General features: G+C 63.5%; 23 protein-coding genes, 1 tRNA gene and 1 pseudogene. 9 read left to right on the top strand and 16 right to left on the bottom strand.

The window, feature by feature from the left end; all coding sequences use genetic code 11:
* Window positions 1-43 precede the first annotated feature (43 nt).
* From IB272_RS03525 to msrB, 4 genes are all read left to right on the top strand, one after another.
* On the top strand, window positions 44-583 hold the full coding sequence (locus IB272_RS03525; RefSeq protein ID WP_034797319.1) for a sigma-70 family RNA polymerase sigma factor: 540 nt from the start codon (window positions 44-46) through the stop codon (window positions 581-583).
* Window positions 580-1299: an anti-sigma factor gene (locus tag IB272_RS03520; RefSeq protein WP_060607221.1), complete on the top strand. Its 720-nt coding sequence runs from the start codon at window positions 580-582 to the stop codon at window positions 1297-1299. Before IB272_RS03525 ends, IB272_RS03520 begins: the two co-directional genes overlap by 4 nt.
* A 166-nt stretch (window positions 1300-1465) precedes the next feature.
* Entirely contained in the window at window positions 1466-2023 is a 558-nt protein-coding gene (locus tag IB272_RS03515; protein WP_060581822.1) for a fasciclin domain-containing protein, read from the top strand.
* 212 nt (window positions 2024-2235) lie between these two features.
* On the top strand, window positions 2236-2727 hold the full coding sequence (msrB, locus tag IB272_RS03510) for a peptide-methionine (R)-S-oxide reductase MsrB (RefSeq protein ID WP_060519818.1): 492 nt from the start codon (window positions 2236-2238) through the stop codon (window positions 2725-2727).
* Window positions 2728-2740: 13 nt separating this feature from the next.
* Here msrB and IB272_RS03505 read toward each other — a convergent pair whose 3' ends face one another.
* The 6 genes from IB272_RS03505 to rpmH all read right to left on the bottom strand — a co-directional run bounded on the left by IB272_RS03505 (window position 2741) and on the right by rpmH (window position 7569).
* Entirely contained in the window at window positions 2741-3277 is a 537-nt protein-coding gene (locus IB272_RS03505) for a DUF1269 domain-containing protein (RefSeq protein WP_034797308.1), read from the bottom strand.
* Window positions 3278-3426: 149 nt separating this feature from the next.
* Window positions 3427-4080, bottom strand: coding sequence for a ribosome biogenesis GTP-binding protein YihA/YsxC (yihA, locus tag IB272_RS03500; RefSeq protein ID WP_060581902.1), 654 nt, complete (start codon window positions 4078-4080; stop codon window positions 3427-3429).
* Window positions 4081-4136: 56 nt separating this feature from the next.
* Entirely contained in the window at window positions 4137-5069 is a 933-nt protein-coding gene (locus tag IB272_RS03495) for a DMT family transporter (protein WP_060581823.1), read from the bottom strand.
* A 159-nt stretch (window positions 5070-5228) separates the two neighbouring features.
* Window positions 5229-7016 carry a membrane protein insertase YidC gene (gene yidC / locus IB272_RS03490; protein WP_162732973.1) on the bottom strand — a complete coding sequence of 596 codons (1788 nt, stop codon included), beginning with the start codon at window positions 7014-7016 and terminating at the stop codon, window positions 5229-5231.
* Window positions 7016-7414, bottom strand: coding sequence for a ribonuclease P protein component (gene rnpA, locus IB272_RS03485; protein ID WP_034797300.1), 399 nt, complete (start codon window positions 7412-7414; stop codon window positions 7016-7018). The genes yidC and rnpA overlap by 1 nt, the downstream gene beginning before the upstream one ends.
* Window positions 7415-7434: 20 nt before the next feature.
* Window positions 7435-7569 (bottom strand): 50S ribosomal protein L34, encoded by a 135-nt coding sequence (gene rpmH, locus IB272_RS03480; RefSeq protein ID WP_060519824.1) that lies wholly within the window; start codon window positions 7567-7569, stop codon window positions 7435-7437.
* A gap of 397 nt (window positions 7570-7966) precedes the next feature.
* On the opposite strand from rpmH, the gene IB272_RS03475 reads away from it, so the two are divergent.
* The 3 genes from IB272_RS03475 to IB272_RS03465 all read left to right on the top strand — a co-directional run bounded on the left by IB272_RS03475 (window position 7967) and on the right by IB272_RS03465 (window position 12294).
* Window positions 7967-9970 carry a methyl-accepting chemotaxis protein gene (locus tag IB272_RS03475; protein WP_060519826.1) on the top strand — a complete coding sequence of 668 codons (2004 nt, stop codon included), beginning with the start codon at window positions 7967-7969 and terminating at the stop codon, window positions 9968-9970.
* Between the two features lie 444 nt (window positions 9971-10414).
* Entirely contained in the window at window positions 10415-11896 is a 1482-nt protein-coding gene (locus IB272_RS03470; protein ID WP_034797295.1) for a HAMP domain-containing sensor histidine kinase, read from the top strand.
* Between the two features lie 321 nt (window positions 11897-12217).
* Window positions 12218-12294 (top strand) — tRNA-Arg (locus IB272_RS03465).
* A 235-nt stretch (window positions 12295-12529) separates the two neighbouring features.
* Here the strand turns inward: IB272_RS03465 and IB272_RS03460 are convergent.
* From IB272_RS03460 to IB272_RS03425, 8 genes are all read right to left on the bottom strand, one after another.
* Complete coding sequence (locus tag IB272_RS03460) at window positions 12530-13213, bottom strand: hypothetical protein (protein ID WP_113135395.1); 684 nt, start codon at window positions 13211-13213, stop codon at window positions 12530-12532.
* Between the two features lie 217 nt (window positions 13214-13430).
* A complete protein-coding gene (locus tag IB272_RS03455) occupies window positions 13431-13808 on the bottom strand; it encodes a MerR family transcriptional regulator (RefSeq protein WP_060581826.1) in 378 nt (125 codons plus the stop codon).
* A gap of 492 nt (window positions 13809-14300) precedes the next feature.
* Window positions 14301-14732: a DUF1810 domain-containing protein gene (locus tag IB272_RS03450; protein ID WP_060581827.1), complete on the bottom strand. Its 432-nt coding sequence runs from the start codon at window positions 14730-14732 to the stop codon at window positions 14301-14303.
* A gap of 39 nt (window positions 14733-14771) precedes the next feature.
* Window positions 14772-15758 (bottom strand): aldo/keto reductase, encoded by a 987-nt coding sequence (locus IB272_RS03445; RefSeq protein ID WP_060581828.1) that lies wholly within the window; start codon window positions 15756-15758, stop codon window positions 14772-14774.
* Between the two features lie 183 nt (window positions 15759-15941).
* On the bottom strand, window positions 15942-16526 hold the full coding sequence (locus IB272_RS03440; protein WP_060581829.1) for a YigZ family protein: 585 nt from the start codon (window positions 16524-16526) through the stop codon (window positions 15942-15944).
* Window positions 16527-16746: 220 nt separating this feature from the next.
* A complete protein-coding gene (gene putA / locus IB272_RS03435; RefSeq protein WP_060581830.1) occupies window positions 16747-20454 on the bottom strand; it encodes a trifunctional transcriptional regulator/proline dehydrogenase/L-glutamate gamma-semialdehyde dehydrogenase in 3708 nt (1235 codons plus the stop codon).
* Between the two features lie 186 nt (window positions 20455-20640).
* On the bottom strand, window positions 20641-20955 hold the full coding sequence (locus tag IB272_RS03430) for a YkgJ family cysteine cluster protein (RefSeq protein ID WP_060581831.1): 315 nt from the start codon (window positions 20953-20955) through the stop codon (window positions 20641-20643).
* A gap of 40 nt (window positions 20956-20995) precedes the next feature.
* On the bottom strand, window positions 20996-21802 hold the full coding sequence (locus IB272_RS03425) for a phosphodiesterase (RefSeq protein WP_192444212.1): 807 nt from the start codon (window positions 21800-21802) through the stop codon (window positions 20996-20998).
* Between the two features lie 200 nt (window positions 21803-22002).
* Between IB272_RS03425 and IB272_RS03420 the strand changes: the two genes are divergently transcribed.
* Window positions 22003-23037, top strand: a complete 1035-nt coding sequence (locus IB272_RS03420; RefSeq protein WP_060581832.1) for a proline racemase family protein — start codon at window positions 22003-22005, stop codon at window positions 23035-23037.
* Between the two features lie 92 nt (window positions 23038-23129).
* On the opposite strand, the gene IB272_RS35560 is transcribed toward IB272_RS03420, so the two are convergent.
* Together IB272_RS35560 and IB272_RS35555 are read right to left on the bottom strand one after the other, a co-directional pair.
* Entirely contained in the window at window positions 23130-23468 is a 339-nt protein-coding gene (locus tag IB272_RS35560) for a tetratricopeptide repeat protein (protein ID WP_309139233.1), read from the bottom strand.
* Window positions 23445-23990, bottom strand: a pseudogene (locus IB272_RS35555) (sel1 repeat family protein); the annotation flags it as partial. The pseudogene IB272_RS35555 and the gene IB272_RS35560, both read right to left, overlap by 24 nt.
* A 210-nt stretch (window positions 23991-24200) precedes the next feature.
* Here IB272_RS35555 and IB272_RS03410 point away from each other — a divergent pair.
* Window positions 24201-24824 (top strand): FecR family protein, encoded by a 624-nt coding sequence (locus tag IB272_RS03410; protein WP_060581903.1) that lies wholly within the window; start codon window positions 24201-24203, stop codon window positions 24822-24824.
* Window positions 24825-24826: the final 2 nt, after the last annotated feature.

Below are 24826 nucleotides of genomic sequence, written 5' to 3'. Positions count from 1 at the left end.
CTGCGCCCTATCTCTGGAGAGATGAGGCTTCGGGGCGCGTTCTATGATCGATGAGGATATAGCCGGCCTGCTTGGCCGCGTTTCGCTCGGCGATCGCGACGCCTTCGCCGAACTGTATCGGCAGACCAGTCCGAAACTCTTCGGCATCTGCCTGCGTATTCTTGGCAATCGGGGCGAGGCGGAAGAAGCGCTGCAGGAAATCTACGTCAAGATTTGGCAGCGGGCTGGCCGGTTTTCGCAAGGACAGGCGGCTGCGGGTTCCTGGCTGGCGGCAATAGCACGTAATCAGGCCATCGACTTCATCCGGGCGCGCAAACCGGCTGCCAATGTGATTGACGAAGCCTACGATTTGGCTGATCCTGCTGCCGATCCGGAAAAGTTGGCAGTCGTGAGAGCAGAAGGCAGGCGGATCGACGCCTGCATGGAGGAGCTTGAAGAAGACCGCGCGGAAGCGGTGCGGCGCGCCTACGTCGAAGGCCTGAGCTACCAGGAACTGGCTGACGTCTTCGCGGTGCCGCTGAACACTATGCGGACTTGGTTGAGGCGCAGTCTCCTGAAGTTGCGAGAGTGTATGGAGCGATGACGACACCAACCCCAGAGGGCCGGGACTTTCGCCGCGACGAGGTGATCGCGGGCGAGTATGTGCTCGGCGTGTTGTCTGCCGACGATCGCCGCAAGGTCGAGGCCCGGCTTGCTTCCGATCGCAACTTTGCCGCCATGGTCGACCGCTGGCAGAGCAACCTTTCCTCCTTCGACGACGCCTATGATCCGGTGGTGCCCCCACCCAGGACGTTCTCCGCGATTGAACGGCAGCTTTTCGATACGTTGCGGTCGGAACCTGTACGGTCCCGCGGGCTCTGGCACTCGCTGGCACTCTGGCGAGGATTGGCGCTTGCCTCGTTCGCCGCGCTGCTGGTGATGGGCGCCTCCATGGCCGGCCTGTTCGAGACGCGGTCGACCGGTGCCTCGCTTGTTGCCGAGCTTTCGGGGAAGGGCAGCGCCATCGATCTCGTCGCCCGCTTCGACCGGGCATCGGGCCGCTTGCAGGTAACGCCGGTGGCCGCCAGCCAGGCGGAACAGAAATCCCTCGAACTTTGGCTGATCAACGGCAGCAATCCGGCAATCTCGCTCGGTGTCCTGCCGCAGACCGGGGAGGGCGAAATCGCCGTGCCGTCGACCTTCCGCTCGCGGATCTCCGCCGGCTCGGTTCTTGCCGTCAGCGTCGAGCCGCTCGGCGGTTCGCCGACCGGCGTGGCCACCGGACCGATCATCGCGCTCGGCAAGGCGCGAAACCTCTGAGCGCGTGATATCGATAAATATCCTTATTTATCAATCGACTAACTTCCTTGAAAATTCCTGAAACTCTTTCTCTCGTCCTTCCGTTGCTTGTCTTGTTCCCCCGCAGGGAACGGCAGCTTCGGCAGGCGGCCCATGCGCCGCCTCCCTCAACAGGAAGGAAGAGAAGATGTTCACGTCTGCCATCCGCTTGGTCGCAACAGCGTCCGTCCTCGCAGCAAGTGCCTTCGTCGCCCATGCCGAAAATCCGATGGTCGGCGGCGCGCCGATGTATGCGGAGAAAAACATCGTCGAGAACGCCGTTAATTCCAAGGATCACACCACACTGGTCGCCGCGGTCAAGGCAGCCGGGCTGGTGGAGACGCTGGAGGGCAAGGGGCCGTTCACGGTGTTTACGCCGACGAATGCCGCCTTTGACGCACTGCCGGCCGGTACCGTCGACACGCTTCTGAAGCCGGAGAACAAGGACAAGCTCGCCAAGGTCCTGACCTGCCATGTCGTTGCCGCCGACGCGATGTCGGCGGCGATTGCCGAGATGATCAAGAAGGATGGCGGCGAGCATGACGTCAAAACGGTCGGCGGCTGTGTGCTGAAAGCCAGGGAAGGCGGCGGCAAGCTGATGCTGACCGATGAAACTGGCGGTACGGCGACGGTAACAATCGCCGACGTCAAGCAGTCGAACGGCGTCATCCATGTGGTCGACAAGGTGCTCCTGCCGAAAGGCTGAGTTCGGCGGCGCCTGGCCGCTGCCGGCGGCCTGGCGCTTGCCATCGGTCGTATCACCGATGGCCTTTCACCGCGTCACGATGCTTTGAACGGCATTGTTTTGCAGCGGGTGGGTCCGGGCGGTATCGTCTATCGCGACATCCGACAAATCGACAACTTACAGCGCACCGCGCGAATGATCGTGACGCGCGTTAGGCCAAGTGGGAGGTTAGCATGATCAGCCGGCGCGTCTTCCTGATGGCAGGCACGGGATTGGCCGCAGCATTCGCGTTGCGCGGGCTCACGCCGCTTGCATGGGCAGCGGGAATGGAGCCCTTCGAGGTCGTCAAATCTGATGCCGAATGGCGGGCAGCCCTCACCGACGACCAGTACCGGATCCTTCGGCACGAGGACACGGAGCGTCCCTTTACAAGCGCGCTTAACCACGAGAAGCGCAAGGGCACCTTCCAATGCGCCGGTTGTGCACTGCCGCTCTATTCGTCCGAGGCGAAGTACGACAGTGGCACGGGCTGGCCGAGCTTCTGGCAATCGCTCCCCAATTCCGTGGCGACACGGGAAGACAATTCGCTGCTCATGACCCGTACGGAATGCCATTGCCGCCGTTGCGGCGGCCACCTCGGTCACATCTTCGACGATGGCCCGCCACCGACCGGCAAGCGCCATTGCATCAATGGCCTGGCGCTCGCCTTCGTGCTGTCTCGATAAGCCAGCCGGACGATTAGGCGCCGGCGGGCGGTGCGGCCGCTGTTGTGCCGGAGAGCGCTGCCTGCAGCTTCTGCTCCTGTTCGGGCGAAAGCGACGTTTTCAGCACGCGGCCGCGCAGGTCGGGGAATTCGGCGAGAACCTTTTCCGGCTGAACCTTGCGCACCAGGATGAACAGAGCGGAGGAATTGTTCGGGATGGTGTTGCCGAGCGACTTGATGAATTCGTCGTCGATACCGTAGTCGCTGAGCGAGCCCGAGAGGGCGCCGGCACCCGCGCCGAGCGCACCGCCGATTGCAAAGCCTGCCAGCGGATTGAGGAACAGGAGGCCGACCAGGCCGCCCCAGAGCGAGCCGGAGAGCAGGCCCGAGGTGGCGCCGACGGCGGTCAGGTTGAGGCTCTGCTTGAGGTGGACCTTGCCTTCGGTGTCGCGCACGACGACCACCGCATCCTCGAGGTCGATCAGATATTCCTTCTTCAGCCCGGCGAGCCGGACCAGAACCCTGTCAGCCTCCTCGGGGGAATCGAACCCGACAACGATCAAATCGGACATGTCTCACTCCTATCTCTGGCCGCGCCACCGTTCTGGACGCAACGCAGAGATAGAGCGGATTGCATGTCGGGGTAGTGACAGAGATCAAAGACATCGATTTCGCATGGGCGGGTGCTTGCAGCGCGATGCCGGACGCCCTGAAGCCCCCCTTAGCGCGCGATCGCGATGCCGATTGCCGCCCGCAGCTCGTCGAGCCCTTCGCCCTTCTCCGAGGAAGTCGCAAGGACTTCCGGGAAGGCGGCGGGATGCTTCTTGATCTTTTCGAGCGTCTCGGCGATCAGCCGCGGCACGCCGGCGGCCTTGATCTTGTCGGTCTTGGTCAGCACGAGCTGATAGGAGACGGCTGCCTTGTCGAGCAGGTCGAGCACCTCGTCGTCGTTCTTCTTGATGCCGTGGCGGCTGTCGATCAGCACGTAGACGCGCTTCAGAGTCGAGCGGCCGCGCAGGTAGTCGAAGACCAGGTTTGTCCAGGCATCGACCTGTTCCTTCGGCGCCTGGGCATAGCCGTAGCCGGGCATGTCGACGAGCGCCATCGGCGGCAGGTCGTCGGCCTCGCCGGAAAATCCATCCGGTACGAAGTAGTTGAGTTCCTGCGTGCGGCCGGGGGTGTTGGAGGTTCTTGCCAGACCCTTGTGGCCGACCAGCGCGTTGATCAACGACGACTTGCCGACGTTCGAGCGACCGGCAAAGGCAATCTCGGCCGGTCCTTCCGGCGGCAGGAATTTCATGGCGGGGACGCCGCGAATGAAAATCCACGGCCGGCCGAACAACGGCTTGTCGTCTTTGGGTCTGGTATCGGCCATCGGCGGTCGGTCCTTCATCGAGAAAGTCCTTGGCTTCAAGGTTTTGGCCGTGGATGTCAAGGCGTCGGCGTGCGGACCGGCCGTGTGGGGATGGTTTGCGTCCGCCGGAATTCGTTGAGCAGGTAGGCCAGCAGCGCCAGAAGAATGAAGGTGCCGCCGACGATCGTCCGGCTGCTCGGCACCTCGCCATGGATGATCGCGACCCAGAGCGGCCCCAGCACGGTTTCCGCCGTCCCGAGCAGCGCGGCCAGCGCCGAGGGCACCAGCCGGGCACCGGTCACGAAGAGCGCCATGCCAAGCCCGAGGTTGAAGGCGCCGAAGACGAAGAGCAGCGCGAGCTCGCCTCCAGTCACTGCCAGGCCCGAGGACTGACTGGCGGCAATGCCGCTTGCGGCAAAGCAGCCGAAGCAGGTCGCCGGCGTCATGCGCACATGCGGGTATCGGCGGGTAATGACGGTTGCCAGCGCGAAGACGACGGGGATCAGCAGCGCCAGCGCATCGCCGACCGGTGACATTGTTCCCGTCAGGCTTTCCGAGACCATGATCCCGACGCCGAAAATGACGGCGGTGATCGCGCCCCAGGTGAAGCGCGATACCCGCTCGCGAAACAGCACCCAGCTCATCAGCGCCGCAAACAGCGGCACCCCGGCGCCGAGCAGAACGACATTGGCGATCGTCGTGTAGGAGATCGCAATGATGAAGGAGGTCGAGGCGATGGTGAAACAGAGCCCGACGGCGATGCCCGGCCAACCCATGCCCTTGAACAGGGCCACCGTGCCGCGCGGTCCGTCACGCACCAGCATGAAGGCGAGCAGGAACAGGCCGGCAAACAGGCAGCGCCAGAAGACGATCGTCCAGCTGTCGGAAATGTGCAGGAACCGCGCAATCGCGCCGCCAAAGCTCCAGAAGAAGGCCGAGCCGAAGACGAGCAGGGCGCCAAGCTTCTCGTTGGCGGCGAACGGGGCGGAGGTGGCCGGCGGGTCGGTCATGACAAATTGTCCTGGAGCAGGGGCGCGCTGATTTCAATAACGCCAGATGCCCGGACCGCACGTCCGCGTCAACGCCATCCGCGTGTCGCGCCGCGGCGTGGAAACAAAAAAAGCCCCGGACCGAAGTCCGGGGCTCTGCGATTGTGGTACCGGCTGGCGTCATTCCGCCGGTTTGGGCTTCTTCGAGAACAGGCCCTTGAGATTGTCGAAGAGCTCGATCTTCACGCCCTGGCGCTTCATGATGATCGACTGCTGCAGCACCGAAAGCGTGTTGTTCCAGGCCCAGTAGATCACGAGACCGGCCGGGAAGGAGGCCAGCATGAAGGTGAAGACCACGGGCATCCAGGTGAACAGCATCGCCTGGGTCGGATCCGGCGGCGTCGGGTTCATGCGCATCTGCACGAACATGGTAACGCCCATGATCAGCGGCCAGACGCCGAGGTGCAGGAAGGCCGGACCGTCGAACGGCAGGAGGCCGAAGAGGTTGACGATCGTCGTCGGATCCGGCGCCGACAGGTCGTGGATCCAGCCGAAGAACGGCGCGTGGCGCATCTCGATGGTGATGTAGATCACCTTGTAGAGCGCGAAGAACACCGGGATCTGGATGAGGATCGGCCAGCAGCCGGCCAGCGGGTTGATCTTCTCTTCCTTGTAGAGCTGCATCATCGCCTGCTGCAGCCCCATGCGGTCGTCGCCGAACTTCTTCTTCAGTTCCTCCATCTTCGGCTGAACCTTCTTCATGTTCGCCATCGATGCGTACTGCTTGTTGGCAAGCGGGAAGAACAGACCCTTGACGACGATCGTGGTGATCAGGATCGCGATGCCGAAGTTGCCGAACAGACGGAAGAAGAAATCCATCATTTTGAACATCGGCTTGGTGATGAAGTAGAACCAGCCCCAGTCGATCAGCTTGTCGAAGTTGGGGATCGAGTAGGCCACTTCATAGTTGTCGACGACAGGAACTTCCTTGGCGCCGGCAAAGACGAGGTTCTTGATTTCCGAGGACTGACCGGGCGCGACCGTGATCGCGTCGCTCTTGTAGTCGCTCTGGTAGCGGGCGCGACCGTCGGTGAAGTGCGTGAAGCGCGTGTCGTAGGGGGTTGCCTGCGGCGGAACGATTGCCGCTGCCCAGTACTTGTCAGTAATGCCGAGCCAGCCGCCGGTTGCCTTGCCCGGCTCAACCGACTTTTCGTCCTCGATCTTGCCGTACTTCAGTTCCTGCAGGCCATGCTCGCCGAGCACGCCGATGAAGCCTTCATGAAGCACGTAGACGCTCGGCGTCGTCGGCTTGTTGAAGCGGGTCACGCGGCCGTAGGAGGAAAGGCTGAGCGGCTCGGCTCCACCGTTCTTGATGCTGTCGACCACCTGGAACATGTAATGTTCGTCAACCGAGATGGTGCGGTTGAAGGTGATGCCCTTCTCGTTGGTGAAGGTCAGCGTCACCGGGGTCGCCGCGGTCAGCTTGTCGCCGCCCGAAAGCGTCCAGACGGTCTGCGGGCCGGGCACGGTGCCGGTTGCGTCGCTGCCGACATAGCCGATTTCGGCAAAGTAGCCGTCGACCGTTTCGGCCGGGCTGAAGAGGGTGATGACCGGGCTCTTCGGATCGACCGTCTCGCGGTATTCCTTGAGCTTCAGGTCGTCGAAGCGGGCACCGGTCAGGTTGATGGAGCCGGAAAGCGCCGGCGTGTCGATCGCAACGCGGGCCGATTTGGCAATCGCCTGGTCGCGGTTTTCACCGGCGCCCGGGATCGCGCCGCCGCCCGGCAGAGCCTGGCCCGGCGTCGCTTGAGTCGGCGTTGCCGACTGCGATTGCGCCTGCTGGGCCTGCAGCGCTTCCGCAGCGATGCGTTCCTTTTCCATCTTCGGATTGACGTAAAGGAACTGCCAGGCAATGAGGATCAGCACGGACAGGCCAATCGCCACGAAATAGTTGCGGTTTTTTTCCATCATAGTTTCCTGGAACCGGCCGGCGGCCGCTTCTGTTTCGGCTTGTTTTCGATGCGCTCGTGAAGGCCCCGGGTCAAGGCGTCGAAGGGAGCATTCAGGAGTTCGCGTCGGGCGACAATCACATAGTCGTGTCCGGGTTTCATTGCAAACCCGGCGGAAAGCCGCACCGCCTCTTTCAGGCGTCGGCGCATCCGGTTTCGCTCGACGGCATTGCCGTGTTTCTTGGTGACGGTGAAGCCGACGCGGGCTTCGCCTTCCGGATCGTTGCGGTCGAGCACTTCGAGGAGAAACAAGGGGCCTCTGCGGCCTTCTCCTGCCCGAACGGCCAAAAACTGCGGACGGCTTTTCAGCCGCCCGACAGTCGTTTTGTCTTTATCTGACGTCATGTGCCCGGACACTGGTTTCGGGCAACTTCGGCTTAAGCCGAAAGACGCTTGCGGCCACGGGCCCGGCGGGCCGAGAGGACCTTCTGGCCACCCTTGGTAGCCATACGCGAACGGAAGCCGTGGCGACGCTTGCGGACAAGCTTGGACGGTTGGTAGGTACGCTTCATTTATTTAATACCGCGGTGTGCGGCCCTTCTTGGGTTTGCGTGTAGCAAGGAGCGTTTACGTTATCGGACATGGCTCCGCCATTTCGGGCAGGAGGGCTTGACCGGACGTGCGCGGCTTATAAGGGGAATTTTCCCGGAAAGTCAATTGCGGGCGGCGATTCAGTGGCGACAGCACCGCAAAAACCGCCGGCGAACACGCCAAAGGCGATCCGTCGGGCCGCGAAAAGGAAAGCCAACTAGCCGAGATTGGTAAATGGAGCCCTAACTGGATCTCCCCAGAATGCCGGTCGAGGGCGACGAGCTTTATTAACCACGCCTATTTTAGGGTCTCTCCGGTGCATATGGGGCGGCGGCATGTCCGATAATCGGAAGCTCTCGTCACTCCGTGGAGGTCGGGATGAAAATACGCGGTAAGATCAATCTAATCGTCGGCATCATGAGCGTGCTGGCGGTTGCGGTGACCGGCATGTCGCTGGTTGCTGTCAGTAAATACAACGAAAAGTTTCACCAGTACGAGAACGTGGCGAAGCGCGCCTTCTACGCGGAACGCCTCAATCGTCTGGTGACCGCGGTCGTCATGGAATCGCGTGGCATCTATGCCGCCCCGACCATCGAGAAGGCCAAGCCCTTTGCCGAGGGCATTCGCAAGAATCTCGACAAGATCGACACGCTGCTCGCCGATTGGCGCCCGCTGATCCCCGCCGACACCAAAGCGTCCTTCGACACGCTGGTCGCCCGCGCCGCGGAATTCAGGACCTTCCGCGTCGAGACGGCGCGGCTTGGCGAAGAAGTTTCACCGCAGGCTGGCAACGAGCAGGGCAATACCGACGCCAATCGCGCCAACCGCAAGGCGTTCCAGGAGCAGATCGACGGCGTCGTCGACATCAACCTGAAGACGCTTGAAGTCGTGACGGCTGACGTTGCCACCTTCGAGCGCAGCGTGATCATCACGATTCTTGCTATCGCCGGCCTTGGCCTCATCGCCGGCATTGGAGCGGCCTTCTACATCGCCACGAACCATTTGAGCCGTCCGATCCTCGAGTTGACCGGCAAGATGAAGCAACTGGCTGGCGGCGATCTCACCGCGGAAGTGCCCTTCGTGGGCCGCAAGGACGAGATCGGCGAAATGGCAGAAGCCGTTCAGGTCTTCAAGCAGAACGGCCTGGCCGTACGCGACCTCAACGCGCAGGAAGCGGTACTGCGTGAAAAGAGCGCCGACCTGCAGTCGAGCATCGGCGTCGTTGTTGCGGCCGCTGCCGCCGGTGATTTCACCAAGCGCATAGGCAAGGACTACGAGAACGACGACCTCAACCGCTTTGCTGGCAGCGTCAACGAGCTGGTCGGCAGCGTCGATGCCGGTATCGCCGAAACCCGCCGGGTGATTGCGAGCCTTGCGGCCGGCGACCTGACCCAGAGCATGAACGGCCATTATCAGGGTGCCTTCGCCGAGCTGCAGAAGAACGTCAACGAAACCCTTTCCACGCTGCAAAAGACGCTGCGCGAGGTCCGTGTGACCACCGACTCGATCAACGGCAATTCGTCCGAGCTGCGTTCGGCCGCCGACGATCTGTCAAAGCGGACGGAGCAGCAGGCCGCAGCCCTTGAGGAAACGTCTGCAGCGCTCGACCAGATCACGGTTGCGGTCAAGAGCTCCACCGAGCGGGCGCAGGAAGCGACCGTCATGGTCAACGAAGCCAAGCACAGTGCCGCGCAGTCGGCGGCCGTCGTGCGCAACGCCGTCGACGCCATGGGCCGCATCGAGCAGGCCTCGAGCGAAATCGGTCAGATCACCAACGTGATCGACGAAATCGCCTTCCAGACCAACCTGCTGGCGCTGAACGCCGGCGTCGAGGCAGCCCGTGCCGGCGATGCGGGCAAGGGCTTCGCGGTCGTCGCACAGGAAGTGCGTGAGCTCGCCCAGCGTGCCGCAAGTGCCGCCAAGGACATCAAGTCGCTGATCTCGAAGTCGGGCAGCGAAGTGGCAACCGGCGTCCGCCTGGTACAGGAGACCGGTTCGGCACTTGGCGAGATCGAGGAACGGGTCCTGAAAATCAACGACCACATCCACTCGATCGCGACGGCCGCGCGCGAACAGTCGACGGGCCTCAGCGAAGTCAGCACTGCCGTCAACCAGATGGACCAGGTGACCCAGCAGAACGCCGCCATGGTGGAAGAGGCGAATGCCGCAACCCACAAGCTCTCCGGCGAAGCCAACAATCTCGCGAGCCTGATCGCCTACTTCAAGGTCGACAATGTTGCCGCCCGGCCGATCGCCGTGGCTCGGGAGACGGCCCAGCCGGTCGCATCGCCCGCCCGCCGCATGATGGGCAACGTCGCCCGCGCGTTTGGCGGCGGCGGCTCCGCTGCGGCGGTTGCCAAGGACGATTGGGAAGAGTTCTGATCGGCGAATTGCCTCGCCAAGTGATTGGAGCCCGCGGTGCCATAAGGTGCCGCGGGCTTTCTGTTTCGTGAGCCTTCCAGGCTTGCCCTCGATCAGGCCGCACGGCTGTCCTTGTCGTCGGCAAGGACCGCCACTCGAACTGTTCCCTGGGTGACTTACACCGATGCCAATTCTGTGCAGGTAGGTCGAGCCGAGGCGGCGGCGCGCCGAAATTTGCTTCGGCGATGCAAGGGGAGAAAAATGGGCGGGACGCGATCCTTTGTCATGATCGGCGGCACGAGACGAAGAGACAGCCGCGCCTATGCCGCACCCTCTAAGGTCCGTCTGCGATTGGAAAAACGGTGGCCATCTCCTATTATGCGCCCCAGGCGCGATGCCCCATGGCCCGGATGTTCATACGGGGTCCCAGGCGTTTTGGTTGACGGGCAGGAAAGTTTGTAAGGCATGGCGGAAGAAACACGTCCGGCGATGGCAGGCGAGGCATTGAGAACCAGTGCCGGGTTTTTCCGCGGCCTATCCGGCAAGCTGCTGCTCTTGACCATTGTCTTCGTCATGCTGGCGGAAGTGCTGATCTTCGCGCCGTCGGTTGCCACCATGCGCATTCGCTGGCTCGAGGATCGGCTGAATACGGCAGCCGCTGCTGCCGTCGTCGTCGATGGTCTGCAGAATGTCGAACTGCCGCGCAGCGTCCAGAAGGACACGCTGATGGCGACCGGCACGAAGGCGATCGTCATCCGGCGCAAAGACGCCTCGCGCATGATCGCGCTCACCGACATGCCGCTTGAGATCCAGGGCGAGTACGACGTCGCCAATTCCACAGCCGTCGCAGCCATCCGCGATGCTTTCGATACGCTGCTCTTCGGCGGCGACCGCGTGATCCGCGTCTATGGGCCGCTCGGCGAAAGCGATGCGACGATCGAGCTCCTGATGAAGGATGCGAGCCTGCGCAAGGCCATGCTCGTCTACTCGCGCAACGTCTTTGTCCTGTCGCTGATCATTTCGCTGATCACCGCGGCGCTGATCTTCCTGGCCATCAACCGCATGCTGATTGCGCCGATCCGGCGCATGACGGCTAACATGCAGGAGTTTTCCAACGATCCGGCCGATCCGGCCCGCGTGCTCGTGCCGCCGCAGGGGCACGACGAACTCGCCGTCGCCGGGCAGCATCTCGCCAGCATGCAGCGCGAGCTGCAAAAGACGCTGAAGCAGCAGAAGAGCCTGGCCGAACTCGGGCTCGCCGTGTCGAAGATCAACCACGACATGCGCAACATCCTGTCCTCGGCGCAGTTGATTTCCGACCGCCTGGCCGACGTGGACGACCCGGTGGTCAAGCGCTTCGCGCCGACCCTGCTGCGCACCATCGACCGCGCCGTCGGCTACACCCGCGAGGTCCTGTCCTACGGTCGCACGACCGAGGCCGAGCCGCATCGGCGCTTCGTTGCGCTGAAACCGCTGGTCTCCGATGTCGCCGAATTGCTGGCGATCGATCCGCAATCCGGCATCGATTTCCAGATCCAGATGCAGGACGACCTCGAGGTCGACGCCGACAGCGAGCAGCTCTTCCGGGTGGTGCACAACATCTGCCGCAACGCCGTGCAGGCGCTGACCAATCACGAGCCGGAGGATGGCCGCCCACGCACCGTTGCCGTTTCCGCCATGCGCATCGGCAGCGTCGTCACCATTTCCGTGGATGATACCGGGCCCGGCATGCCGCCCAAGGCGCGGGAAAACCTGTTCGCCGCTTTCCGCGGCTCGGCGCGCTCCGGAGGCACGGGGCTTGGGCTGGCGATCGCGCGCGAACTGGTGTTGGCCCATGGCGGCACGATCGCGCTCGTCGAAAAGCCGACGCCGGGCACGCTGTTTCGCATCGAGCTGCCCGACCGGCCGGTGCCGCTCGACGCCTTCCGTTCGAAGTTCCGCCATTAGCGCCGCACATTCACCCTCTTGAGTGTCGAGCCGGAGCCGTTGGTGATTCCATATTTGGGCGGGGTCTGACCGACCACCGCGCGCGGCTCGTCTGGCGCATGGGCGGCGGAGGTGGCACCCTTCAATTATTTTTCGCAGCCAGGTCCTGCGGCGGCACCCCTTGCTTTCCAGCGGGTTCAGCGCCGGCGCGGTTGCCTCGGTCCACAGCAAAGCGGGCGTGCCGTCGTAAAAATGAAATTTTTTACAGAACGGCGCTTGCAATCCCCGAAAGGACCCTTTAGAGAACCGCTCACGCAAGCGGTTCGACCGCTTCAGGCAAAAGCACCCGTAGCTCAGCTGGATAGAGCACCAGACTACGAATCTGGGGGTCAGGAGTTCGAATCTCTTCGGGTGCGCCATTCTTTTCAAAGACATAGATGATGTCTAGATCCGGTTCTTCCGGATCGCCACTTGGGTCGCGCGTCGCGACCTTGCGTTTCGCGACGCGCCTCTCACATCCTTCAAGTGTCTTCGTTTGCAGCGTTCCGCGGGCCAGGCTTGCGGCTGGTAAATCGCGGTGCCGCTCCTTCACTGGATCCGAATCGAGCAGTCAGCGGCCCTGAGGGCTCGCGTTCCCTCAATCCGGTAGGCCGATCAGGACTGGCCTAGGCTGTAGCCCTTCTCGACGAGCCAGGCATCGTGAAGCCACTTTTCCGTTCCGCGGCGTCCGGGAAAGCTGATCCAGTGAATGTCGCGCTCGAAGACCATGACCTTGCGGTCCGCGCCGACGATGACCCACATCCAGAGGCCGTCGGCCTGGTTGCGCATCTTGACCTTCATGCCCGTGAGGGTCAGGTCCTCGGTGCGTCCCTTGCGGGCAACCCGTAGCGGCTCGTCATGCGGGTCGATCCAGCTGATCCTCATTCCCGGCAGAAGGTCCGGCGCCGCTTTACGCAGGAAGTCCATGGCGATTGCCTGCGCTTCCTCGCGTGTCGGCAACGGGTGGCGGACTAGGTCCAGATCGATCCGGGCAAAACCCTTGAGGCGGCCGTCGTCGGCGATGACGGTGCTGAAGTGCTCGCCGCCGAGGGCGGCGTTGCGTCCGTCGGCGCGCTCGTAGCGGACGAGTTCCGCAGCTTCACCATCGACGACGGCGGTTCGGCGGCCCGCCTCGCGGTAACCGGCGGGCATGAAGGCGCCGATGGTGGCGGCTGTGGGGTGGGCGCTGCCGGTCGCGGCTGGCGTTGCCTTAGTCTCTGCCAGGGCCATGTTTGCGGTTGCCGTGACGGCGACAAGGCCGAGGGCGGCAAGGACCGCGAGAGGGCATCTATGCGGCATGTCCAGAGCTCCTTTTGTCTGGTTTGGGGGGGCGGAAGGTGGTCATGAGATCGAGCCCTGCGATCGCGGATCGCCAAGGAGAGCGCTCAAGAAGCTGACGCTGCCGACAACGGAAGCGGAGTCGGCGCGGGCCGAGCCAGTAGGGCAAGTGAACCTATTAGCGTAACCTGACGTCAAGTGTAGATTAAGCATATGCCAAATCCAATTGGTGCCGCGCTTACTTTTGCCGCGCCTCGGAGATCAGCCCGTGCATGCGGGCGATGTTGTTTTCGAGGTCCCGTTTGAATGCAGAGAGTTCGTCGAGTTGGGCGTTCGTCTTGTCGAGTTGGGCTTGCAGGATTTCCAGCACGCGCTCCTTGCCCCGGATGCCGCTTGCACCCTCGAAATAGAGGTCGATGACAGCGGCGATCTCGTCGAGGCTGAGACCGAGACGTTTCAGCGCCGCGATCTTCTCCAGTCGTTTCGCGGCGGTCTCGTCATAGTATCGGTAGCCGGCCCCTTCGCGCTCGGCCGGCTTCACCAGGCCCAGCCGCTCGTAGTAATGGATCGTGCGGTGGCTGACGCCGGCCCGTTCCGACAGTTCCCCAATTTGCATGAGCGACGACAATCCAGCACCTATCTAAACCTGACGTTGGGTGTAGATTTAGAAGGCAATCTGCCATTCGTCAATGGTTGTCGTGCCGCTTGTTTCGCGCGCGTCAGCGGGAGCTCCGGCAACGCTGACCCTCGAAAGGATTAGGAGACAATAATATATGTTAGTATATAATGATTTACACTGCGCGCGCGCGGTGTCGCGGCGGCAATGGGCCGGGCTGCAACGATCAAGAATCCGATCACGAAAGCGCGGGCGGGTTCACGATCTTTTGACGCCGAAGTGTGAAAATCGGTCCCTCGGCTTCCTATATGAAGGAGGAAGGGGCCGCTGAAGAAAGGAGGTGCCGATGTATCGCTATATGATGAAAGAACTGCTGGTGATTGTTGCTGGCCTTTCGGTTTGTGCCTTCACGATCCTGTTCTTCCTGATCCATTCGACGCCCAACCTCTGACGGTCGCCGAAACGCGCATCTTGAGCGCTTGAACGCCGGCATCAATGCCGTTGCGCCAGGATTTCCATAGTGCGCCGATCCCTCTCTCCCGCGAAATAGCGCGCAAGCGCCGCTCCGAACGTCCCCCCGTCTTTCTCGACCTCGGCAAACAGGGTCATCGATGACCGGAACTTCATGTCATCGGGGCTGGAGAAAATGTCGTGGGCCGATCTGCCCGTAACCGCATTGGTCCGTTCGGTGCATTCGCGCAGCCTGGGGCCGAGCACCGGATGGGCGAGATAGGCCGACGCTTCGCCAAGCCCGGATATCGCGTAGCGCTCTGCCATTGCCGAATGGCCAAGGCCAGCAAGCTGCGGAAAGACGAACCACATCCAGTGCGTTCGCTTTTGGCCGTGTGCGAGTTCATCGAGGACCGCGGCATAGACGCGGTCCTGTGCGGTGACGAACCGCTGCAGATCGAAGGGATCGCTCATGTCGCTGCCCCCTTGGTCGCCCCGTCGATGAGGCGTCAGTTACCAGCGATGATGAACATGAACCTTCACCAGCCGCTCGTAAACCGCGGCAATCGCCGCCTTGGCCTCGTCGTCGATGGCGGCAAGCGCGCTGGCAGCGGCGTTGGATTGCGCCTGAGCCTCATTACGGGCGCCCGGGATCACCACGGAGACCGCCTGCTGCTCGAGGATCCAGCGGAGCGCAAACTGCGCCATCGGCACCCCCTCGGGCACCAGCGGGCGAAGCTGCTCGACGGCTTCCAGCGCCGCCTCGAACGGCACACCGGCAAAAGTCTCGCCGACATCGAAGGCTTCGCCATGGCGGTTGAAGTTGCGGTGGTCGTCGGCTGCGAAGGCGGTATCCTTGCTGATCTTGCCGGAAAGCAGCCCCGAGGCGAGCGGCACGCGCACGATGACGCCAACATTCTTTTTCTGCGCTTCCGCGAAGAACAGCTCGTGCGGACGCTGGCGGAAGATGTTGTAGATGATCTGCACGGTCGCAACGCCGGGATATTCGATCGCTTTCAGCGCTTCCTCTACCTTTTCGACCGAGACGCCATAGTGGCGGATCTTGCCCTTGGCAACGAGCCGGTCGAGCGCGCCGAACAGTTCCGGCCGATAGTAGACCTCGGTCGGCGGGCAATGCAGCTGCACCAGATCGAGCGTCTCGACGCCGAGATTTGAAAGGCTGCGGTCAATGAAGGCCTCGATGTTTTCGCCGGTATAGCCTTCGGTCACATGCGGGCTCAGCCGGCGGCCGGCTTTGGTTGCGACGAAGGGCTTGTCGCCCCCGCGCTCCTTCAACACCGCTGCAATGATCTTTTCAGAGCGGCCGTCGCCATAGACATCGGCGGTGTCAACGAAGGTGACGCCAGCATCGAGCGCGGCATTGAGCGCGCGCTTGCCGTCTGCCTCGCTGACATCGCCCCAGGAGCCGCCAATTTGCCAGGCGCCGAAGCCGATTTCGGATATGGTTGCGCCGGTCTTGCCAAGAACTCTCGTCTTCATCGTGCTGTCTCCTGTTTGTGCGTCGCGGATCATACGCTGGCTGGGGCGCTTCTAATATGACTGTTCGGATCGAGTAAATTAGCGCGGGACGTGGCGCAGGATACCGCGCACATTTTTCGGCAGTGACCCGCTCGTTACGGTCGGTGCTGCGTCATGGGGTTTCTCGGACCTAAGAGGCAGAGGCTAGTCGTCCAGCGAAACCACGGACTTGCCGCGGCTGAGGTCAACGACCATGGCGAGGATCGCCTCCGCCTCGTCCTTGCGAACCTCCACCGTCAGCACGGGCCCCTTGTCGGTGAAGCTCTCCTTGATGATCGCCACATCGCGCGCGAGAAGCCGCGCCTTGATCAGCGCCATGTCGGAAAAGTCGAGGGCGACGGTGGCGCGCACGGTCTCGATCATCTCGATCTTTTCCGCCGCCCTGAGGCACAGCGCCGCCGTGCCGCCATAGGCGCGCACCAGGCCGCCGCTCCCGAGCAGGATGCCGCCGAACCAGCGGGTGACCACGACCGCGACGCGGTCGAGCTCCTGGCCGTCTATGGCCGCGAGGATCGGTTTTCCGGCCGTGCCGCTCGGCTCGCCGTCGTCACTGAAGCGATAGGCCTGGCCGATGCGCCAAGCCCAGCAATTGTGGTTGGCGGTAGGATCGGAATGGGCGGCGAGGAAGTCTTTTGCCGCCTGTTCATCGGTAATGGGCGCGGCAAAGGCCAGAAACCGGCTCTTCTTGACGTCCTGGTTTGCCGTTTCGATGCGCTTGAGGGTGAACATTGCTGCTTCCGTTTCTCAGACGCTGATAACGGATTGTTGGGGGCGGCGCCACGGTGGATGCAGCTTGTGCTCTGGTAGATGCGGTCACGATGGAGACCGCACACACTTCGCCATTGTCCCGGAACGAGTGCAGGGGCGAGGACGCCCTATTGGTGGAATGTCAGTCAGTTTAGCCCTCTCCCACGACGGGGAGAGGGCGCTTCACAAGATATGGAGCCGATCAGCCGATCGCCATCAGGCTGGCATTGCCGCCGGCCGCTGCCGTGTTGATCGAGGTCGAGACCTCCTCGAGCAGCCAGTTCAGGCAATAGGCGTCGGGGTTCTTGACGATCTCTTCGCTCGAAGCCGCCTGGACGAGAACGAGCGGGCCGGGAAGGCCGGCGATCGTCTTGCTGACTTCGCGCACGCGGGCGCCGTCACCTTCGACGAGCGCGCCTGCGAACGGACCGTCGGCGGCCCAATCCTTCGACCAGGAAAGGCGTGCGGCGATGCTCGCCGGCAGATCCTTCAGCGAAGCCTGCAGACCGGAAGCCGCGTCGACGACGACGGTATTGCCGGTCGCAAGGGCGGCACCCAGCTGGTGGTAGAGGCCGGTTTCGGTGGTCGGAACCAGCAGCACGCGGCCACGCGGATGCAGCGCATAGAGGTTGCGCTCGCCGACCGGGCCCGGAAGCTCGGAGTGGAGCCCGAGGGCCGAGTTGCTGCCGGCGGTGCGGGCGGCTTCGGCTTCCGCCTTTTTACCCTTGCCGTCGAGCCACTTGGCAAAGTCGAGCAGAACAGGATCGGTGTGAACCGAGCTGTGCTGCGGCGGGACCGGGGCGGTGGCGACGAGGCGGCCGAGATAGAGCGGGCCGCCAGCCTTCGGGCCGGTGCCGGAGAGGCCACGTCCGCCGAAGGGCTGAACGCCGACGACGGCGCCGATGACGTTGCGGTTGACGTAGAGGTTGCCCGCCTTCACCCGCGAGGTGACGTGGGCGATGGTCTCGTCGAGGCGCGTGTGCAGACCGAAGGTGAGGCCGTAGCCGGTGGCGTTGATGTCGTCGATCAACCGGTCGAGATCGTCGCGGCGGTAGCGGATGACGTGCAGAACCGGACCGAAGACTTCGCGCTTGAGGTCCGAGAGCTTGTCGAGCTCGATGATCGTCGGCGGCACGAAGGTGCCCTGTTCGGTGCCGGAAGCAAGGCCGATCTGCTCGACTTTGCGGCCGAGGCCGCGCATGGCATCGATGTGCTTCTCGATGATGCCCTTGGCCTCAGCGGTGATAACAGGGCCGACATCGACCGAGAGCCGGTCGGTGCGGCCGATCTTGAGCTCATGCAAAGCACCCTTCAGCATCGAAAGCGTGCGATCGGCAACGTCTTCCTGCAGGCAGAGAACACGCAGCGCCGAGCAGCGCTGGCCGGCGCTGTCGAAGGCCGAGGCGATGACGTCGCCGACGACCTGTTCGGCAAGTGCCGAGCTGTCGACGATCATGGCGTTCTGGCCGCCGGTTTCGGCAATCAGCGGGATCGGCCGGCCGGCCGGCGACAGTCGATCGGCAAGCTGCGCCTGGATCAGGCGGGCGACTTCGGTCGAGCCGGTGAACATCACGCCGGCGATCTCAGGCGCGGCAACGAGCGCCGCACCGATGCGGCCGTCGCCGGGGAGCAGCTGCAGCGCGTCGGCGGGAATGCCGGCCTCGTGCAGAATGCGCACGCCTTCGGCGGCGATCAGCGGGGTTTCTTCAGCAGGCTTCGCCAGCACCGGGTTGCCGGCGACGAGCGCGGCGGCAATCTGGCCGGCGAAGATCGCCAGCGGGAAGTTCCATGGGCTGATGCAGACGATGGGACCAAGCGCCTTGTGAGCCGGGCCGAGCGTGCGACGCGTCTGTTCGGCGTAGTAGCGCAGGAAGTCGATCGCTTCGCGCACTTCGGCAATGGCGTTCGGCAGCGACTTGCCGGCTTCGCGGGCGATGAGGCCGAGCAGGGTCGGCATGCGCGCCTGCATCAGGTCGGCAGCGCGGGTAAGGCAGGCGGCGCGCTCGGCGGGCGAGACGGCGGCCCAGCTCGCGGCGGCCTTGGCGGCAAGCGTCGCTGCCTGACGGGCGTCGGCTTCCGACGCCTCGGTGACCGAGCCGACCACGTCGCGGTGGTCGCCGGGGTTGACGACGGCGCGGGTTTCGCCGGAGGCGGGCCCCGTTGCCAGCTGCGGAACGGCCTTCCAGTTAACCGTCGCACTTGCCTGGAGCGCTGCGGTCAGCGAGGTCAGGCCGGCTTCGTTCGAAAGGTCGAGACCGGCGGAGTTGCGGCGCGTGTCGCCGAAGAGGTTGTCGGGCAGCGCGATCTGGTCGTGCGGTGCGCCGACGATCGGCATCGCGCGCACGATCTCGACCGGATCGGCAATCAGTTCGTCGACCGAGACCTTCGGGTCGGCGATGCGGTTGACGAAGGAGGAGTTCGCACCGTTTTCGAGCAGGCGGCGAACGAGGTAAGCCAGCAGCGTCTCATGGGTGCCGACCGGCGCGTAGATCCGGCAGGGACGGTCGAGATTGCCCTTGCCGACCACTTCGTCATAGAGCGGCTCGCCCATGCCGTGCAGGCACTGGAACTCGTACTTGCCGACCTTGAAGTCCTTGCCGGCCATTTCGTAGATGGTCGCCAGCGACTGGGCGTTGTGGGTCGCGAACTGCGGGAAGATCACGTCGGTTGCAGCCAGCAGCTTCTTGGCGCAGGCGATGTAGGAGACGTCGGTGTAGATCTTGCGGGTATAGACCGGGAAGTCTTCGAGACCGTCGAGCTGCGCGCGCTTGATCTCGGCGTCCCAGTACGCGCCCTTGACGAGGCGCACCATGACGCGGCGGCCGGCGCGGCGCGCAAGGTCGATGATGAAGTCGAGCACGTAGGGGCAGCGCTTGCCATAGGCCTGGACGACGAAGCCCATGCCGGCCCAGCCGGCGAGATCCTTGTCGAGGCAGAGTTCTTCGAGCAAGTCGAGCGAAAGTTCGAGACGGTCGGCTTCCTCGGCGTCGATGTTGAGGCCGATGTCGTATTTCTTGGCGATAACGGCGAGCGCCTTCACCTTCGGCAGAAGCTCATCCATGACACGCGACGCCTGCGAACGGGCGTAGCGCGGGTGCAGCGCCGAAAGCTTGATCGAGATGCCGGGGCCTTCATAAATGCCGCGGCCGGCCGATGCCTTGCCGATGGCATGGATCGCCTGCTCGTAGTCGCGGTAGTAACGCTCCGCGTCGGCAGCCGTCGTCGCCGCTTCGCCGAGCATGTCGTAGGAATAGCGGAAGCCCTTCTGCTCGAGTGCGCGCGAACGGCGCAGCGCCTCGTCGATGGTTTCGCCGGTGACGAACTGTTCGCCCATCATGCGCATTGCCATGTCGACGCCGCGGCGGATGACCGGCTCGCCGCAGCGGGCGATCAGGCGGGTGAGCGCGGCGGAAAGGCTGCGGTCGTTGACGGTTGAGGTCAGCTTGCCGGTGACGACGAGACCCCAGGTGGCGGCGTTGACGAACAGCGAGCGGCCACCGCCGATATGCGACTTCCAGTCGCCGTCGGCGATCTTGTCGCGGATCAGCGCGTCACGCGTCGCGGTGTCCGGAATGCGCAGCAGCGCTTCGGCCAGGCACATCAGCGCCACGCCTTCCTGGCTGGAGAGCGAATATTCCTGCACGAGGCCTTCGACGCCCGAACCCTTGTGCTTGGCGCGTAGCGCTTCGATCAGCTTGCGCGCCGTCTTGGCGGCGGCCGCGCGGGTGGTGGCGTCGAGCGTTGCGGCTTCGACCAGCGCCGGCAGCGCTTCCGTTTCCGGCCGGCGGTAGGCGGCGGTGATCGCCTGGCGCAGCGTGCTCTGCGGTCGGACTGGCGGGGCGAACTCGGCAAAGGGAGCCTGAGGCGCGCCGGTCTCTGCAGTGGTCTTGTGAAGCGGTGTCTGGCTCATCGAGCGCTATCCTCCGGGAAGCGGTTTTGAAGGCGCGGCGCGCCCTCGATCGTGGGCGGAAAATACGCTTCCTTTCGCCGTACATCCATCCGGCAAATTTGATCTTTAGCGGAATGTTTCACCGTCCCACGCGCACGGCGCCGCAGAGGATGCGGAATGTTCGCAATATCGCCGGATGATCCGGTGTTATGCGGCCTTGCCGAAATGCTTCTCGCGGGCCATCAGGCACTCGTCATCGCCCGGCATGCAGGTGCGACAGACGATCGGTCGGATCGCGTAGATCCTGCAGCCGACATGGTCGCCGAGCTTGCCGTTGAGCGCCAAGCAGCGATCGTCCTCGCAACGCATGCCACCGAGATCGGCGGACACATACTCCGCCGGGATCAGGTCGAGGTCCTCGTCCGTCTCCAGCGAGAAACGCGGCCAGTCGGCCGAATAGGCGCAGCAGGCGCCGCAGCTCTGGCAATCGAAGCTTTCGTCGAGGGATACGGGTTCGGTCATGCCGTCAAACTAGCATGAAGGGCGTGCGTTCGAAATGGCCTTACGCGATGGCGGCATCCCGGCGAGCGATCTCGTAGTCCTCCGTATGCACCAGCACGCCATCGGCGGTCACGACAGCGATGCCATAGGCCGCCGGCTCGTCGACCGACAGCGACGCGTCCGGTGCGTCGAAGGGCATCGGCTGCTGGTGCACCGGGCTCTTGAAGACCAAGAAGGGAATGCCGCGGGAAGAACCACTGATCGTGCGGTGCACATGGCCGGCGAAGATGTGCCGGACATTGCCGTGCCGTTTGACGAGATCATAAAACTCCGCCTCGTTGGCGAGCCGGATCATGTCCATGCCGCTAAAGCCGGTCCTGTGCGGCGGGTGATGCATGAAGATGAGCACCGGCCGGTCGCCGGCATCGGCCAATTGCCGGTCGAGCCAGGCGAGCCGCTTGGCGCAAAGTACGCCGGCATGGCTGGTCGGATAATCATAGGGCGGGGCAAACAGCGTATCGAGCAGGAGGACGCGGCAGTCTGCAAAATCGATCGCCTGCTGCACGAAGCCGTTCTCGTCGGTCTCGGCATCGGCAAAGACGTCGCGGAACACCTCGCGCCGGTCATGATTGCCGATGGTGATGGCGACCGGCGGCGTAAGCTGATCGATGAGCCGCTTCAGGCGCTCGTAGGACGCGCGGTCCGCGTAGTGGGTGAGGTCGCCCATGAAGACCACCCGGTCTGCGTCCGCATGGTAGCGGTTGACATGCGCGATGCCGTTGGCCAGCCGCTGATGGGGGTCAAGGCCGATGATTGTTGTACCCTCGGGCACCATATGCAGGTCGGTGAAGATGATCAGCTTTGTCATGGAGTTCCAGAGGGTTGCGTCCGATTGGCCCAAGCTGTCGCGCCGACGGGCGTGCGTCAAGCCGCATCTTTGGGCTCGACAGACGAGCTGCGGCCCGCGGTTTTTCTTGCGGGCGCCCGCGGAAAGCGGTAATGCAGGCGCATCTGATATATCAGCCATGGTCGCCGCTAAGGCTATGGCAAACGCGTTGGAGAAACGGCATGCGGTGGAAGCGCACGATCCAGTTGCTGGACGTTCATTGCGAGGGTGAAATCGGCAAGGTCGCGATCGGCGGCGTGCCGAAGATCCCGGGCAACTCGATCGCCGAGCAGCTCAACCATATCAACACGGTCGATGACAGCCTGCGCCGGTTCCTGTGCCTGGAGCCGCGCTCCGGCTCGATCGGATCGGTCAACCTTTTGGTGCCGCCGAAGCGGCCGGAAGCTGATGCCGGCTTCATCATCCTGCAGGCCGACCAGGCCCATGCCATGTCCGGCTCGAACTCGATCTGCGTCACGACCGCGCTCTTGGAATCCGGCATCATAGAGATGAAGGAACCCGAGACCGTCGTCATGCTCGACACTGCCTCCGGCCTCGTCAAGGCGACCGCCACCTGCCGCGACGGCCGCTGCGAAAAGGTGAAGCTGACGATGGTGCCGTCCTTCGTGCATGAGCTCGACGTCGAGGTCGAGACGCCGAAGTGGGGCAAGATCAAGCTCGATCTCTGCTATGGCGGCATCTTCTACGCCCTGGTCGATGTCGGCCAGATCGGTACCACGATCGACAAGGCGAACGCCCGCGAGATCGTCGAAGCCGGCATGATCCTGAAGGATATCGTCAACCGCACCATCCCCGTCGTTCATCCGGAAATCCCGGAGATCAAGGGCGTCGCCTATGTGATGTTCCGCGATGTCGAGGCTGACGGCACGATCCGCACCTGCACCACGATGTGGCCGGGCCGCGTCGACCGCTCGCCTTGCGGCACGGGCAGCTCCGCCAACCTTGCGACGCTGCATGCGCGCGGCAAGGTCAAGGTCGGTGACGTCCTGAAGTCCCGCTCGATCATCGGTTCGGAATTCGAAGTGGGCCTCGAAGGGGTCACGACTGTTGCCGGTCGCGAGGCGATCATCCCGACCATTGCCGGTCGCGGTTGGACCTTCGGTCTGCACCAGGTGGCGCTCGACCCGTTCGATCCGCTGGCTGATGGCTTCGCGCTCACCGATACCTGGGGGCCGCAGGCAGGCGAAATCCGCTAGTCGGCCGCGTTCTTAGGGGGTGTTCTAAACGAAAACGCGGGCCGAAGATCATGGGATCTCCGACCCGCGTGGCCCTTGGGAGGCGTGTTCGATTACTTGATGCGGCTTGCCTTGGGGAGCATGGCTGTCTCAAACCCATCGCTTACGCTGAGTGCGGCGAGCTTCTGGCCGGCAAACGCATCGCCTTCATTGGCGGCCTTGCGGAAGATTTCCCGTGCCGCGGGGATGTCCTTGTTGATGCCTTCGCCGTTCTCGAGCATCAGGCCGAGATTGACCATAGCATCGACATTGCCCCTGTCGGCGGCCAGCCGGTAGAACTTGGCGGCCTTCGCGTTGTCCTCAGCGACCAGCTTTCCTTCGTCCAGGATGACCGCGAGATTGAAGGCGGCGACGTCGTCGCCGGCGAGGGATGCCCGCTCGAACCATGCGATCGCGAGTTCGCCGTTGACCGAGGTTCCCATGCCGTCGCGATAGGAGACGCCGAGATTGTAGGCGGCGAGAATATTGCCGGCGGCGGCCGCCTTCTGGTTCAGCGCGAATTCGGTGGCGGTATCGCCTTCCTCGCCGACGAGAACGGCATAGTTGGTCATGGCCAGCGCGTGGCCATGTTCGGCGGCTTCGCCGAGAATGCGTTGCGACTGGATCTTCTGGCCGGCCTTGTCGAGAACGCGGGCCAACTGAAACTCGGTGCGGGCGCCACTCTTCTGGTTATAGGCCTCGCGGCAGGCCGACAGCGCGACGCCGATATTGATGTCTTCAGTGGCAACGGCCGGGAAGGCCATATTGCGTTGCAGGTCGAAAATGCTGCCTGCCTCGCGGTCGCAGACGTCGGCTGCGGAAAGCTCGGCGGCGCGGGCTGAAGGAAGTGCGATCGCAGCAACCGCCAGCAAGCTGACGACAGCCAGGAACACGGCGTTGATGATGCGGGTGCCGGATGCGCTGCGATTTTCCATGAAGCTCTCCCTTCTCTTGACGGTGAACTTATCCCTGCTCGTTAGAGACGGCTGTTCCGGCGGGAACAGCCCGGCAACGAAAGCTCGGGCGAAGTGGCGAGGGACTGCTGCGGGCCGGCCCTGCGCCCGCTTGCATCCGGGAGCGTCGGGGCTATCCTCGCAAGGCGGCAGCGATACGGGAGATAAGCGATGGAAGATCTGGCAGCGTCGATGCGCAAGATGCTGGTGAGCCGGCGCGTCGTCGTCGGCGGTCTGTTGCTGACGGCGGTCGGCGGTGGTGCTACGCCCACCTGGGCAGGCTCAGCCCTTGGCGAGGCAACGGAGATCCGCGGCGATGTCCGGCTGAGGCAGGCAAAAAAGGATAAGCCACTCGCCGTCGGCGGTCAGCTGTTCGAGAACGACCGCGTGCACACGAACGCCGAGAGTTTTGCAACCTTGAACCTGGGCACGGATACGCGCGTGCTTCTGGGCGCCGAAACCGAACTGCTCGTCGATAGCTTCATTGCCGGGCAGGGCGGCACGCTCGAGCTTGGAACGGGTCGCATGGTCTTCGACCGGCCTGAGGGGCTGCCGAAGGTCGATGTCGCCGTCCGCACGGCCTTCGGCATGATCGGCGTGCGCGGCACCAAGTTCTTCTGTGGTCCGAGCCGGGCCGCCTTTGCCGTCTTCGTCGAACATGGAAGCGTTTCGGTCGCGCGCGGCGGCGTAACCAAGATCGTCGCTGCGGGGCAGGGGGTGGAGTTTCATCATCGCGGGGACGCCCCGAGCGAGCCCGCCAACTGGGGCGAGGCGCGCATCAAGGAGGCCTATGCCAGCGTCGGCCTGACGCGCTGAGC

Source organism: Ensifer sp. ENS08 (assembly GCF_014852195.1).
GTDB lineage: Bacteria > Pseudomonadota > Alphaproteobacteria > Rhizobiales > Rhizobiaceae > Ensifer > Ensifer adhaerens.
Note: the sequence above shows the minus strand (reverse complement) of the source record. Positions and strands in the feature narration are given on the sequence as shown.

Coding starts and splice junctions, on each gene's coding strand:
- IB272_RS03525 (WP_034797319.1), top strand. CDS start 44: ATGATCGATGAGGATATAGCCGGCCTGCTTGGCCGCGTTTCGCTCGGC.
- IB272_RS03520 (WP_060607221.1), top strand. CDS start 580: ATGACGACACCAACCCCAGAGGGCCGGGACTTTCGCCGCGACGAGGTG.
- IB272_RS03515 (WP_060581822.1), top strand. CDS start 1,466: ATGTTCACGTCTGCCATCCGCTTGGTCGCAACAGCGTCCGTCCTCGCA.
- msrB (WP_060519818.1), top strand. CDS start 2,236: ATGATCAGCCGGCGCGTCTTCCTGATGGCAGGCACGGGATTGGCCGCA.
- IB272_RS03505 (WP_034797308.1), bottom strand. CDS start 3,277: ATGTCCGATTTGATCGTTGTCGGGTTCGATTCCCCCGAGGAGGCTGAC.
- yihA (WP_060581902.1), bottom strand. CDS start 4,080: ATGGCCGATACCAGACCCAAAGACGACAAGCCGTTGTTCGGCCGGCCG.
- IB272_RS03495 (WP_060581823.1), bottom strand. CDS start 5,069: ATGACCGACCCGCCGGCCACCTCCGCCCCGTTCGCCGCCAACGAGAAG.
- yidC (WP_162732973.1), bottom strand. CDS start 7,016: ATGGAAAAAAACCGCAACTATTTCGTGGCGATTGGCCTGTCCGTGCTG.
- rpmH (WP_060519824.1), bottom strand. CDS start 7,569: ATGAAGCGTACCTACCAACCGTCCAAGCTTGTCCGCAAGCGTCGCCAC.
- IB272_RS03475 (WP_060519826.1), top strand. CDS start 7,967: ATGAAAATACGCGGTAAGATCAATCTAATCGTCGGCATCATGAGCGTG.
- IB272_RS03470 (WP_034797295.1), top strand. CDS start 10,415: ATGGCGGAAGAAACACGTCCGGCGATGGCAGGCGAGGCATTGAGAACC.
- IB272_RS03460 (WP_113135395.1), bottom strand. CDS start 13,213: ATGCCGCATAGATGCCCTCTCGCGGTCCTTGCCGCCCTCGGCCTTGTC.
- IB272_RS03455 (WP_060581826.1), bottom strand. CDS start 13,808: ATGCAAATTGGGGAACTGTCGGAACGGGCCGGCGTCAGCCACCGCACG.
- IB272_RS03450 (WP_060581827.1), bottom strand. CDS start 14,732: ATGAGCGATCCCTTCGATCTGCAGCGGTTCGTCACCGCACAGGACCGC.
- IB272_RS03445 (WP_060581828.1), bottom strand. CDS start 15,758: ATGAAGACGAGAGTTCTTGGCAAGACCGGCGCAACCATATCCGAAATC.
- IB272_RS03440 (WP_060581829.1), bottom strand. CDS start 16,526: ATGTTCACCCTCAAGCGCATCGAAACGGCAAACCAGGACGTCAAGAAG.
- putA (WP_060581830.1), bottom strand. CDS start 20,454: ATGAGCCAGACACCGCTTCACAAGACCACTGCAGAGACCGGCGCGCCT.
- IB272_RS03430 (WP_060581831.1), bottom strand. CDS start 20,955: ATGACCGAACCCGTATCCCTCGACGAAAGCTTCGATTGCCAGAGCTGC.
- IB272_RS03425 (WP_192444212.1), bottom strand. CDS start 21,802: ATGACAAAGCTGATCATCTTCACCGACCTGCATATGGTGCCCGAGGGT.
- IB272_RS03420 (WP_060581832.1), top strand. CDS start 22,003: ATGCGGTGGAAGCGCACGATCCAGTTGCTGGACGTTCATTGCGAGGGT.
- IB272_RS03410 (WP_060581903.1), top strand. CDS start 24,201: ATGCGCAAGATGCTGGTGAGCCGGCGCGTCGTCGTCGGCGGTCTGTTG.